This window comes from Mesorhizobium sp. M1409 (genome assembly GCF_040317535.1).
Classification (GTDB): domain Bacteria; phylum Pseudomonadota; class Alphaproteobacteria; order Rhizobiales; family Rhizobiaceae; genus Mesorhizobium.
Genome location: NZ_JAMYKV010000043.1, coordinates 1 through 12,581, shown reverse-complemented (window position 1 = coordinate 12,581; position 12,581 = coordinate 1). Strand labels below are relative to the sequence as shown.

The following is a 12,581-nucleotide window of genomic DNA, read 5'->3' as shown; positions in this document are numbered from 1 at the left end:
ATCTGGCGACGGCAGGACAGAGGGGAGCGCTGTCCCGCCAGCCTATCCGTGCTCGCGTTCGCCGATGGTCAGACAGGGTATCAGCAGCGACTCGGCGACCTTTCCCCGGCGCCGCCAGTTCCGTAACCGAAATTCGCACTTCGCCACGCAAATGGATCACCTTGCCCATGTAGTCTACCCTCCGCCGAGGGCGGCAACGACCTGCCGGTATAATTCCGCCATCGGCTCATCGAAGCAGCAGAAGATGACGGTTCCCAGCACTATGTTTTGGTTCATGAAGTCAGCCACCGTGCTGACGGCGATACGGGTCGCCTCGTCTTTCGGGTAGCGGTAGACACCGGTCGAGATCGCCGGGAACGCCACTGTGCGGCAGTCATTGGCGGCGGCGAGTTCGAGCGACCTGATATAGCAGGAGGCCAGCAACTCGGCTTCGCCCTTGCCGCCGCCCTGCCAGACTGGGCCGACTGTGTGGATGATGTGTCGAGCCGGCAGTTTGTAACCCTTGGTGATCTTCGCGTCGCCGACCTTGCATCCGTTCAGCATCCGGCATTCGAACTCAAGCTCGCGGCCTGCGGCGCGGTGGATGGCGCCATCGACCCCGCCGCCGCCGAGCAATGAGGTATTGGCGGCATTGACGATGGCGTCGACCGCTAGCTTGGTGATGTCGCCGGTATGAACCTGAATTCGCGGGCGTTCGTTCATCTCACATCCTGAACACGCCGAAGCGCGTCTCCTCGATCTCGGCGTTGAGCGAGGCTGACAGGCTGAGTGCCAGCACGTCGCGCGTCTTCGCCGGGTCGATGATGCCGTCGTCCCAGAGGCGAGCGGACGAGTAGAGCGGATGGCCCTCATGCTCGTATTTCATCAGGATCGGCTTCTTGAATTTCGCCTCTTCCTCGGCGCTCCATTCTCCGCCCTTGCGCTCGATGCCCTCGCGCTTGACCATGGCCAGCACCGTCGCCGCCTGTTCACCGCCCATCACCGAGATGCGGGCGTTCGGCCACATCCACAGGAAGCGCGGTGAGTAGGCGCGGCCGCACATGCCATAATTGCCGGCGCCGAACGAGCCGCCGATGATCATGGTCACCTTCGGTACCCTGGCGGTGGCGACAGCCATCACCAGCTTGGCGCCATCCTTGGCGATGCCGCCGGCTTCGTATTTCCTGCCGACCATGAAGCCGGTGATGTTCTGCAGGAAGACCAGCGGGATCTTGCGCTGGCAGCACAGCTCGATGAAATGCGCGCCCTTCAGCGCGCTTTCGGAAAACAGCACGCCATTGTTGGCGATGATGCCGACCGGCATGCCATGGAGATGGGCAAAGCCGGTGATCAGCGTGATGCCGTAGTTCTGCTTGAACTCATCGAACTCGGAGCCGTCGACGATGCGTGCGATCACCTCGCGCACGTCATAGGGCTGGCGCAGGTCGGTCGGCACGATGCCGTAGAGTTCATCCGCCGGATGAAGCGGCGGAATCGACTTCTGTAAGTTCAGGCTTACAGTCTTGTTCCGATTCAGGTTTTTGACGATGCGCCGGCAGATGGCGAGCGCATGGTCGTCGTCCAGCGCGTAGTGATCGGCGACACCGGAAAGCCTGGTGTGCACATCGGCGCCGCCGAGATCCTCCGCACTGACGTCCTCGCCGGTGGCCGCCTTCACCAGCGGCGGGCCGCCGAGGAAGATGGTCGCCTGGTTGCGCACCATGATCGTTTCGTCCGACATCGCCGGCACATAGGCGCCGCCCGCCGTGCAGGAACCCATGACGCAGGCGATCTGCGGAATGCCGGCGGCCGACATGTTGGCCTGGTTGTAGAAGATGCGGCCGAAATGCTCGCGATCGGGAAACACCTCATCCTGGTTGGGCAGATTGGCGCCGCCGCTGTCGACCAGATAGATGCAAGGCAGATTGTTCTGCAGCGCGATCTCCTGCGCGCGCAGATGCTTCTTCACCGTCAGCGGATAATAGGTCCCGCCCTTCACCGTGGCGTCGTTGACGACGACCATCACCTCGGTGCCTTCGACGCGGCCGATGCCGGCGATCATGCCGGCCGACGAAATCTCCTCGCCATACATCGACCATGCCGCGAACTGACCGATCTCGAGGAAGGGCGAGCCGGTATCGAGCAGCTGGGCGAGGCGCTCGCGCGGCAACAGCTTGCCGCGCGAAACATGGCGCTCACGCGCTTCGTCCGAGCCACCGCGCTCCACGGTCGCGGCTTTTTCCGCGATGTCGGCGACCAAGGCTCGCATGCGCTCGGCATTGGCGCGGAAGGTCTCGGAGGAGGAGGAGATCTGGGTTTGGAGTACCGCCATGCTATACTCCCTCCGCCATGATCTCGCGCCCGATCAGCCAGCGGCGGATCTCGCTGGTGCCGGCGCCGATTTCGTAGAGCTTGGCGTCGCGCAACAGGCGGCCGGTCGGATAGTCGTTGATATAGCCATTGCCGCCGAGCAGCTGGATGGCGTCCAGCGCCATCAGCGTCGCCTTCTCGGCGGCAAACAGCACGCAGCCGGCGGCATCCTTGCGCGTCGTCTGGCCGCGATCGCAAGCGGCGGCGACGGCATAGACATAGGCCCGCGCGGCATTCATCATCGTGTACATGTCGGCCAGCTTGCCCTGCACCAGCTGGAACTCGCCGATCGCCTGGCCGAACTGCTTGCGCTCATGCACATAGGGGATGGCCACGTCGAGGCATGCCGCCATCAGGCCGATCGGGCCGCCGGCCAGCACGGCGCGCTCATAGTCGAGGCCCGACATCAGCACTTCAATGCCGCGCCCTTCCTCATGCAGCACGTTGTCGAAGGGCACTTCGACATCCTCGAATACCAGTTCACCGGTGTTGGAGCCGCGCATGCCGAGCTTGTCGAGCTTTTGCGCCACGGAAAACCCGGCCATCGCCTTCTCGACGATGAAAGCGGTGATGCCGCGCGAGTTTCGCTCCGGATCGGTCTTGGCATAGACGACCAGCGTCTCGGCGTCCGGCCCGTTGGTGATCCACATCTTGGTGCCGTTCAGCACGTAGCGGTCGTTACGCTTTTCAGCGCGCAGCTTGAGCGAGACGACATCCGAGCCGGCGCCGGATTCCGACATCGCCAGCGCGCCGACGCGTTCGCCCGAACACAGCGGCGGCAGGAATTTTTCCTTCTGCGCGGTCGTCGCCCAGCGATTGATCTGGTTGACGCAGAGATTGGAATGGGCGCCGTAGGAGAGGCCGACCGATGCCGAGGCGCGCGAGATCTCCTCGACGGCGATGACATGCGCGAGATAGCCCATGCCGCTGCCGCCGAAATCCGGATCGGCGGTGATGCCGAGCAGGCCAAGTGCGCCGAGTTCGCTCCACAGATGCGCCGGGAATTCGTTCGAGCGGTCTATATCGGCGGCGATCGGCGCGATCTTGTCCTGCGCGAAGCGTCGCACCAGATCGCGCAACGCCTCGATATCCTCGTCATGCCCGAAGCCGAGCGTGTTCGTGTACATGGTTCCTCCTGCCGCATGACCCCGAAAATCGACTTCGATTGTCGGGGTCATGCGCGAAATCAAAATGCTACAGCGTCCTTTGCGCGTCCGAAGGCACGCGCGGCGCTGTAGGCGTCGATCTTCGCGCCGACGAGCCGCATTGTCATCGAAAGATATGTCGCCGTCACTTCAGTGATCGACAGCCGCTCGCCCGGTCGAAACCAGACGATGACGCCGGTCATCATCTGGATCAGCGCCATCGCCGTCAGCCCGGTGTCGTCGATGCTGAAGGCGCCCGTCTCGGCGCCGTCGCGCAGGATGGCTCGCAGTTCCTTTTCGTAGGCCGTACGCATCCGCAGGATCTGCGTCAGCCTTTCTGGCGACAGGCTGCGCAATTCCATGTTCGACACATGCGTGGCGTGCCGGCGCTCGATATGAAAGGCGATGTGATTCTCGACATAGGCTGACAGCCGTTGCACGGGATCCCCACTGATAGGGCGGGCTGCTTCCCACGTATCGGTCAAACCTTCCATGTGCTCGCGCATCAGGGTGAACAGAAGCTCTTCCTTGGTCGGGAAATAGCGGTAGAGCGCGGCCGCCTGGACGCCGACTTCGGCGGCGAGCTGGCGCATCGACATCGCCTCGTAGCCAAAACGGGCGATCAGGTTGACCGCCGCCTCGCGGATGGCTGCCTCGGTCTTTTCACCATCTGATCCGGTCGTACGCGCCATGTCTGCCCCTTCGCGGGACAATAATAAAACGAACGTTCAATTAATTCAAGAGCGCTAAACCAAATCCACCATCATGCAACAATCCTGAACTCGACAGATGTGTTTCCGGGTGCCAACTCCTCGACGTCGACCCTGGAGACGGAAGCCCCGGACGGCCCTTTCCACAGTCGTTCGATCATTGTCGAAACCGCCTCATCGAGGCCTGACATCTGGGTCGTTACAGACCCGTCCGCTTCATTGCGAACCCAACCCGCAAGACCGAGGCTTGTGGCCTCGTCCCGGGCCCAGATTCTGAATCCGACGCCTTGCACATTGCCGTAGACGCGCGCCCGCACTTCCCGAGGATCAGTCATGACTGTCTCCAAGCCTGTCTCCTTGGAATCTGGCGCATGGCCCGGGGAAAGCAACCTGGGAATTATGCGCACAAAGCAATAACTGGGCTCTCTGGCTTTCGAAATTTAATTGACTCAGTCCATTAATTTTGGAAAATGGGGCTGGCTATTGGGAGTTGGACGCAAATGTTGGACGAACGAAAAGCACTGGTGGCCGATATCAGGCACTTCAATCGCTTCTATACGCGCACCGTTGGTCTTCTCGACGAGACGCTGACACAAAGCGCATTCACCTTGACCGAGGCGCGCGTGCTTTTCGAACTTGGCCACCTTAATCGTCCGGCGGCTTCTGAAGCCGTTGGGGAGCGGGGTTTTCTTGCCAAGGTTTTTCATCTGGAGATAGGCCCCACTGCTTCCGATATCGCCAGGCAACTGCGTGTCGATGCCGCCTATCTGACGCGAATTCTGCGCAAGTTCGCCGGCGAAGGGCTGACCGAGACCCGGACCGATCCGGCCGACAAGCGCCGGCGGATTCTGTCGCTCACGGCAAGAGGCGAGGCAGCCCTTTCAGGGCTCCAGGCCGCGGCGGATCGCGATACGGCGCGGCTTATCGAGAATTTGCCTGACCACAGATTGCAGGAACTGGGCAGCGCCTTGCGCAAGGTGGGGGAATTGCTGGGTGATCCCGCCTGTGAGAACGGCGAGGTGACGCTGCGGCCGCACCGCGTCGGCGACGTCGGCTGGGTCGTGCAGCGGCAGGCCCAGCTCTATGCCGAGGAATATGGCTGGACCATCGAGTTCGAGGCCATGCTCGCCGAGATCGGCGCCGATTTCATCCGCAATTTCGAGCCCGGCCGCGATTTCTGCTGGATCGCCGAACGTGGTGGACAGCCGGTCGGCGCGGTGTTCCTTGTTCATCAGGATGACGAGGTGGCCAAGCTGAGGCTGCTGCATGTCGAGGCGACGGCGCGCGGCCTTGGCATAGGCAAACGCCTGGTCGCGGAATGCGTCAACCAGGCTCGGGCTTGTGGCTATAGCAGGCTGGTGCTGTGGACCAACGACGTTCTCGTCGCGGCGCGCGCGATCTACGAGCGCGCCGGCTTCAGGCTGGTTTCCGAGCAGCATCACCACAGTTTCGGCAAGGAATTGACCGGCCAGACCTGGGAACTGGATTTGTAAGCGCGCGCCTTGTGATCTGGTTTGCCTGCTGGCGGATCCTAGTTTCCGCGCGCTGCCGCCAAAGCACCGGGAAGTTCCTCGGCAAAAATATCGAGCTCGTGATCGAGGCCGACGCTGACGCGGATGCAGCGGTCGAGCACCGGCACCATCGGCTTGCGGATGAAGACGTCGCGCGACAGCAGGCCCTGCAGCACTTTCAGCGCGAAGGCGCCGTCGCCACCACAATCGATGGTGACGAAGTTGGTCGCCGACGCCAGCGGCATCAGCCCGTTCTGCTCGGCAATGCCGGCGATGCGCCGGCGGCCGGCAGCCACCCGCGCCACCACGCTCCTGAGATAGTCCTGATCGGCAAGCGCCTCGACGCCGGCGATCTGCGCCATGCGGCTGACGCCATAATGATTGCGGATCTTCTCGAAGTCGCGAATCACCTGGGCCTCGGCGATCGCATAGCCGCAGCGTATGCCGGCGAGCCCATAAGCCTTCGAAAAGGTGCGCATGCGGATGACGTTTGGCCTGGAGATATCGATCGGCGGCAGCGCCGAGGCCGGGCCCAGTTCGCCATAGGCCTCGTCGAGCACCAGCATGGTGGTTTCCGGCAATGCCTCGATGAAGCGGACGAGTTCGTTCTCCTCCCACCAGCTGCCCATCGGATTGTCCGGGTTGGACAGATAGACCAGCGGCGCCTTGTCCTTGCGCACCGCCGCCAGCAGGCCGTCCAGGCTTTCCCTGTCGTTCTCATAGGGGACCGTAACCAGCCGCCCGCCAACACCGGCAATGTGGAAGTTGAAGGTCGGATAGGCGCCGAGCGACGTGACCACGGCATCGCCTGGCGCCACATACATGCGGGCCACCAGGCTGAGCAGGCCGTCTATGCCTTCGCCGACCACAACGTTCTCGGCCTTCACGCGGTGATGCGCGGCGACCGCCACCTTCAAATCATGATTGTCGGGATCGCAATACATCCACATGTCGCCGGCGATCTCGGCCATGCGGGCGATGACTCGCGGCGAAGGCCCAAAGCTGCTCTCATTGGCGCCGATGCGGGCGCGAAAAGCGCGGCCGCGCTCGCGCTCCTGCGCTTCGGGTCCGACAAAGGGCACCGTCGACGGAAGCGCGTCGACAAGCGGCGTTAGGGGAGGGCGTTGGCGCATGGCGGGAGCTCGCTTGAAAAGGGGGCTTCTTGCTAGCGCGCCGGGTGGGTGGGCGCAAGTTGCCGCGAGGCCTGTCTTCGATGCAAAAAACCCGGCGGTTGCCCGCCGGGTTTTCAATTTCGCCGAAGCGAAATTTATTAGAACGAGCGCTGGAAGCGGAGGAGGCCGCCGACACTGCTCTTCTTGTCAGCATTAGTCCAGTTGGAGAAGTCGGCGTCGTCGAACTTGCCTGCATTGAGGTAGTCGACTTCGGCCGTGATCGTCATGCCGGGAACGATGTCGTAGGCGATGTTCGCCGCGACGCCGAGGTTCTTCCAGTCGTCATACGAAATCTGGGCGTTGAACGAGGTCTTCTCGTTGAACTTGTAGGTGCCACCGCCCCACACTGCCCAGTTGCCGCCCCACTGCTTGTAGAAGCCGCGACCGCCAGCCGGAATGGCATAGGTGCCGTCGTCAAGGTTGTCGTCGGTGCCGTAACCGCCCATGACCCACAGCTGTATGGCGTCATTGACGTTCACGTCCAAGCGGACCTTGCCGGCGACTTCTTCGTAGTTGCTGTCATAGGCAATGACGCCGGTGATGGCGCCCCAGCCCTGCGTGTACTTCACGCCGCCGACGACATGCGGAACGTAGCTGTCGATGGTGCCAACGACACCCGAGCCTTCTTCGAGAGAGAGAACGGCCGAGAAGCCGTTGCCAGCGTCGAAATAGTACTGGATGACGTTGGTGTCGAAATCGCCGTAGGGAACCAGCGTATCCTGGATGACGTTGCCGGCGTAGCCGATGAACGTATCGAAGGCCGATTCGTCCTTACCGACGCGCAGGCCACCGAGCTGGATCCAGGCGAAGTTCAGCGAGGTGCCCTTGTTGCCGGCAGTATTGCCAATGGGAAAGCCGTCGGCGTCGAAGGCGCCGTAGCCGTTGCGGTTGCCGAAGTTCCAGCGGGTCTCGGTGTAGGTCTTCAAGGTGCCGAGCTCGGTTTCCTGGCCGGTCCAGGTCTTCAGCGTGAAGCGGGCATTCTTGTACCAGGTGTCGTTTTCGGAACCGTCTTCGTGATCGAAGCTGCGAGCGCCGTCGAACGAGCCGACGTCGCCGCCGCCAATGTCGTAGCGGACATAGCCGCCGATGCGCAGGCAGGTCTCGGTGCCGGGGATGTAGAAGTAGCCAGCGCCGTAGACGTCGCAGATCTTGACGTATTCAGCGGGTTCCGGCTCGGCGACGACGACGGCGTCGGCGGCGCGCGCACCGGAAACTGCGATCAGGGCCGCAGCGGAGCCGAGGAGAAGGCTCTTAATGTTCATTTTCTGACCTCCAGTCAAAAGTTAAAAAACGGGTCTGGGTATTCTTTGCTGAAGGACAGCGTTCCCTGCCCCATCCCCACTACCGAAAAAGATGCGCACCGCGCCGCTTCCTCGAAACCGACATTACCCATGAGGCGGCGGCGTTCAACCACGATCGTACCGGCGAAAGGGCTATTCGGCTGCTATGCCCGGCCTGTGTTGCAGAAACGTCACGATTTGGCCTCACTTAGAAAGCTCTCGTTAACTATCCGGACCGCCGCAACCCCTTGTTTACCGCCGAATCCGGCGATCGGCCGACGGAATCGTGACAAGACCACGAGTCATCCGCCAGGGAATCGCCACGGATCCGCCGCATCCGAGGAAAAGCCGATGTTCGGCGCGCTCGGACTTTTCCATATAGTGACGCGGGTTTGTTGATTGTGCCGATGCTTTTCTCTATCCAGCGGCGCAACGGAGAGGTGGCCGAGTGGTCGAAGGCGCTCCCCTGCTAAGGGAGTAGAGGTCAAAAGCTTCTCGTGGGTTCGAATCCCATCCTCTCCGCCACTTCTGCCTGCTTGAAGAAGGGCTTCCGAAAATTACTTCATTAAAACAGGCTGATAGCTGGATATCCCACTGTCATCGCCGCGCGATTCGGCGCCAAAATGCTCCCGAAACACCGCTGTTTTGTTCGATTCTGACTGGAGGTCAGAAAATGAACATTAAGAGCCTTCTCCTCGGCTCCGCTGCGGCCCTGATCGCAGTTTCCGGTGCGCGCGCCGCCGACGCCGTCGTCGTCGCCGAGCCGGAACCCGCTGAATACGTCAAGATCTGCGACGTCTACGGCGCTGGCTACTTCTACATCCCCGGCACCGAGACCTGCCTGCGCATCGGCGGCTATATCCGCTACACCATCGGCGTGGGTGATCGCGAAGGCGTGCAGAACGTTCCGGACCACATGGGTGATGGCGACAACGACACCTACTACAAGCAGGCCCGCTTCAACCTGAGGACCTGGACCGGCCAGGAAACCGAACTCGGCACCTTGAAGACCTACTCCGAGACCCGCTTCAATTTCGCCAACAGCAGCGGCGACTACGCTGATCAGGATGGCGTCTACCCGGTCGGCTACAACCCGGATGGCTGGCAGGCTGGCAACAAAGGCGTCTCGCTGAACTTCGCCTGGATCCAGCTTGGTGGCCTGCGCGTCGGTAAGGACGAATCGGCCTTCGACACGTTCATCGGCTATGCCGGCAACGTCATCGACGATACGCTGGTTCCTTACGGCTCGTTCGACACCAACGTCATCCAGTACTATTTCGACGCTGGCAACGGCTTCTCGGCCGTGGTCTCGCTCGAAGAGGGCGCTGGCGCCGACACGATCGACAGCTACGTTCCGCATGTCGTCGGCGGCGTGAAGTACACGCAGGGCTGGGGTGCGATCACGGGCGTTATCGCCTATGACAGCAACTACGAAGAAGTCGCGGGCAAGGTCCGCTTGGACGTCAATGCCTCCGACGCCCTGTCGCTGTTCATCATCGGCGGCTACGGCTCGGACAGCAATGCCGACTACAACTTCTTCAAGCTGTGGGATGGCAACTGGGCGATCTGGGGTGGCGGCACCTACAAGATCAACGAGAAGACCTCGTTCAACGTCCAGGCGCAGTATGACGAAGGCAAGACCTTTGGTCTGGCTGCCAACGTTGCCTACGACATCGTCCCCGGCCTCACGGTCACGGCCGAAGTTGACTACTTCAACAAGGCTGACAGCGACTGGCACGACAGCAGCGACGGCGTCGGCGGCATCCTCCGCTTCCAGCGCTCGTTCTAAGGGCTGGTTCCTTACAAGTGAAATCCAGCCCGGGCGCTTCTACGCCCGGGCTGTTTTTGTTTCGTGACTGGGCTTGGTCAGACAGAAGGAAAAGGGGGATTCGGTAGCTGAATAAAATCCGAGGAATGATTTCGTGGGATCCGCCGCCCGGCGGATGAAATCAGCCGCACGATTTTAAACTCTTGAAAGGACGCCTCCAAACGGATAGGGCTGAATCTATCCACTCGGGGGTGTGGCAAATAATGACAAACGAAGCGATTCAAGAGGGTGGGCCCTCTGATCATTTTACGATGTTTTCTTCTCAAAATTCGACGATACGATACAGTTACAATAAGATCAGAGAAGTAAAATCGTATAGGGTCGGAGAGCTGTTTTCAGCATATCGGGATATACTTTGGGATGATGGGCGGCATAAATATAATGTCAGCTCATTCATCGGCGAGATAGATGAGCTTCTCCTTGGGGAGCGGTTCAGCGCCTTTGACCAGAGTACCCTGGACAATCTCATCGGCACCTTGCGCCAGCGCGGCAACAGCAACGCAACCATCAATCGAAAGATGGCTGCTCTCAGCAAACTGCTGCGCAAGGCTCACAAGATGGGGGATATCCACAGCCTGCCCGAGTTCCGCCGCCAGAAAGAGCGGGCGGGACGGATTCGCTTCCTCGAGAGGGACGAAGAGGCACGGTTGTTCGCCGCTATCAAGAGCCGCAGCGAGGACGCCTACAGGCTTTCGGTCTTCCTGGTCGATAGCGGATGCCGTCTCGGTGAGGCGCTTGGGCTGATCTGGAATGACATCCAGGAGCATCGCGTCAGTTTCTGGATCACCAAATCCGGCCGCAGCCGCACCATTCCGATGACCGAGCGGGTCAAGGAGGTCATCAAGCTGCCGCCCGCCGAAGGCCGCCGGCCCAAGGGACCGTTCACCAAGCTCAGCCAGGCACAGTTCCGTGCCATCTGGAACGACGCGAAGGCCGAAGTCGGCCTCGGCGCCGACGACCAGGTGGTGCCGCACATCCTGCGCCACACCTGCGCCTCGCGTCTTGTCCAAGGCGGCATCGATATCAGACGCGTGCAGATGTGGCTCGGCCACCAGACACTGTCGATGACCATGCGCTACGCGCATCTGGCCACCAACGATCTCGATGGCTGCGTCATCGTGCTGGAAACGCCTCGATCGTGCCAGCCGGCTGGCAACTGCGCGCAAGGCTCCATGTTTTCATCGCCCGTGACGACGCCTTCGTCGCCGAAGGCAGAGCGGAAACAAGTGAACGAGGCCACCGCGGCAAAGGAATCGCAGAAAGCGCCCAGGAAAAGTTCAAAAGCCAAGTAGGCTGGCGAGCCCGACCTATACTATGTGGCAATCCCAGGACCTCGTTTGGTCTTGGGATCTACTTCAGGCTGTTCCGCCGCTCGGCGCGTTCAAGAAAACCTGCGATGTCGTTGGGCAGGCTACCAGTCTCAAGGAATGGCGCGTGGCCCTGGCCCACGACCGTGAACGCTTCCATCATGGAATGGCGCTCTCTCATCTGTTGCAGGGTGTCTATGGACAGCAGTCTCGAATTGGCGCCGCGAATGGCGAGCAAGGGAATGGCTGCCAACGCCTCGAATTGCGGCCATAGAACAGGCGGCGGCTGCGCCAGGTCGAGACTGGCAACGGTGTCGACCAGCTTCGGGTCGAAATCCGGCACCAGGCCACCGTCCGTTTCACGGTAGAGAGCCCAGACCATCCGATCCCAATCCGGCCCCGCAAGGGCGGAGAAGTCCTTGCCATGCACGCCGCGCTGGGCGGCAGCCGCCTCTGCGCGGGTTTTCGGTGTCGGGTCGCGCTCGAGATAAGACTGGATATGGGCAAGCCCAGCCACCTCGATCACCGGTCCGATGTCGTTGAAAACAATGGCTTTCAGGACAGCCGGCCGCATCATCCCGAGCACATGGATGATCAGCCCGCCGCGCGACGTCCCGATGAAGGCTGCGTCTTCGATGTTCAGCGCCGCCAGCCCGGCAAGGACGTCGCCGGCCTCGACACCGACATTATAGTGGCTGATATCGGGGTCGTAGGCGGATTGCCCGCGCCCGCGATAGTCGAAGGCAATGACCTTTCGCGGATTTGCCGCATGCGTCGACAGATAGAGCGCCAGCTCATGAAAATCCCGGGCATTGCGGGTCAGGCCCGGCAGGCAGACGACCGGCCAGTGGCCGGGACTTGCTTCGCCGTAGACGCGCGCATGGAGGCTAAGCCCATCGGGTGCGGCGTAGAAGAAATCGGAAAAGCCTTCGTGGTTTGGCATGCGGACTCCTCCGTCGTGTAGATGGTCTGCGACTGCTACAGGCGGGGGCACGGACGGTCAAATTGAAGGACGTGGCGCGGGAAATTTTGAAATTTGGCGGGACAGTACCCCCCTCTGCCCTGCCGGGCATCTCCCCCGCAAGGAGGGAGATTGGCAGCGTCGGCGCTCAGCCCATCCTGTTGCGTTGGAGATTGGCGAAGGCCGACGTGACATTCGATCTCCCCCCTTGCGCAGGGCTGTCCGGGGAAATTTATTCATATATGAAGGCCATCTGATTGAGGGAGGATCGGTCTCTTGGTCGGCTCGGATTGACCGGCGGCGGCTTGTCGATGGCGT

11 protein-coding genes and 1 tRNA gene are annotated in these 12,581 nt (G+C 61.4%); 4 read left to right on the top strand and 8 right to left on the bottom strand.

Features of this window, described 5'->3' with window-relative positions:
• Positions 1 to 174: 174 nt before the first annotated feature.
• The 5 genes from NKG99_RS26585 to NKG99_RS26565 all read right to left on the bottom strand — a co-directional run bounded on the left by NKG99_RS26585 (position 175) and on the right by NKG99_RS26565 (position 4,539).
• Positions 175 to 702: an O-acetyl-ADP-ribose deacetylase gene (locus NKG99_RS26585; protein WP_352871955.1), complete on the bottom strand. Its 528-nt coding sequence runs from the start codon at positions 700 to 702 to the stop codon at positions 175 to 177.
• Between the two features lies 1 nt (position 703).
• Complete coding sequence (locus NKG99_RS26580; protein ID WP_352871954.1) at positions 704 to 2,311, bottom strand: carboxyl transferase domain-containing protein; 1,608 nt, start codon at positions 2,309 to 2,311, stop codon at positions 704 to 706.
• A gap of 1 nt (position 2,312) precedes the next feature.
• Positions 2,313 to 3,476 carry an isovaleryl-CoA dehydrogenase gene (locus NKG99_RS26575; protein WP_352871953.1) on the bottom strand — a complete coding sequence of 388 codons (1,164 nt, stop codon included), beginning with the start codon at positions 3,474 to 3,476 and terminating at the stop codon, positions 2,313 to 2,315.
• Between the two features lie 59 nt (positions 3,477 to 3,535).
• Positions 3,536 to 4,186, bottom strand: a complete 651-nt coding sequence (locus NKG99_RS26570) for a TetR/AcrR family transcriptional regulator (protein WP_352871951.1) — start codon at positions 4,184 to 4,186, stop codon at positions 3,536 to 3,538.
• Between the two features lie 71 nt (positions 4,187 to 4,257).
• Positions 4,258 to 4,539: an acylphosphatase gene (locus NKG99_RS26565; protein ID WP_352871949.1), complete on the bottom strand. Its 282-nt coding sequence runs from the start codon at positions 4,537 to 4,539 to the stop codon at positions 4,258 to 4,260.
• A 165-nt stretch (positions 4,540 to 4,704) separates the two neighbouring features.
• Between NKG99_RS26565 and NKG99_RS26560 the strand changes: the two genes are divergently transcribed.
• A complete protein-coding gene (locus tag NKG99_RS26560) occupies positions 4,705 to 5,697 on the top strand; it encodes a bifunctional helix-turn-helix transcriptional regulator/GNAT family N-acetyltransferase (RefSeq protein ID WP_352871948.1) in 993 nt (330 codons plus the stop codon).
• A gap of 38 nt (positions 5,698 to 5,735) precedes the next feature.
• On the opposite strand, the gene NKG99_RS26555 is transcribed toward NKG99_RS26560, so the two are convergent.
• Positions 5,736 to 6,848, bottom strand: coding sequence for a pyridoxal phosphate-dependent aminotransferase (locus tag NKG99_RS26555; RefSeq protein ID WP_352871946.1), 1,113 nt, complete (start codon positions 6,846 to 6,848; stop codon positions 5,736 to 5,738).
• Positions 6,849 to 6,985: 137 nt separating this feature from the next.
• Positions 6,986 to 8,149 carry a porin gene (locus tag NKG99_RS26550; RefSeq protein ID WP_352871945.1) on the bottom strand — a complete coding sequence of 388 codons (1,164 nt, stop codon included), beginning with the start codon at positions 8,147 to 8,149 and terminating at the stop codon, positions 6,986 to 6,988.
• A gap of 452 nt (positions 8,150 to 8,601) precedes the next feature.
• On the opposite strand from NKG99_RS26550, the gene NKG99_RS26545 reads away from it, so the two are divergent.
• The 3 genes from NKG99_RS26545 to NKG99_RS26535 all read left to right on the top strand — a co-directional run bounded on the left by NKG99_RS26545 (position 8,602) and on the right by NKG99_RS26535 (position 11,287).
• Positions 8,602 to 8,692: transfer RNA gene (locus tag NKG99_RS26545), tRNA-Ser, on the top strand.
• Positions 8,693 to 8,840: 148 nt separating this feature from the next.
• Positions 8,841 to 9,956: a porin gene (locus NKG99_RS26540; protein ID WP_352871943.1), complete on the top strand. Its 1,116-nt coding sequence runs from the start codon at positions 8,841 to 8,843 to the stop codon at positions 9,954 to 9,956.
• 242 nt (positions 9,957 to 10,198) lie between these two features.
• On the top strand, positions 10,199 to 11,287 hold the full coding sequence (locus NKG99_RS26535) for a tyrosine-type recombinase/integrase (RefSeq protein WP_352871941.1): 1,089 nt from the start codon (positions 10,199 to 10,201) through the stop codon (positions 11,285 to 11,287).
• 58 nt (positions 11,288 to 11,345) lie between these two features.
• On the opposite strand, the gene NKG99_RS26530 is transcribed toward NKG99_RS26535, so the two are convergent.
• On the bottom strand, positions 11,346 to 12,245 hold the full coding sequence (locus tag NKG99_RS26530) for an alpha/beta fold hydrolase (RefSeq protein ID WP_352871939.1): 900 nt from the start codon (positions 12,243 to 12,245) through the stop codon (positions 11,346 to 11,348).
• Positions 12,246 to 12,581 lie beyond the last annotated feature (336 nt).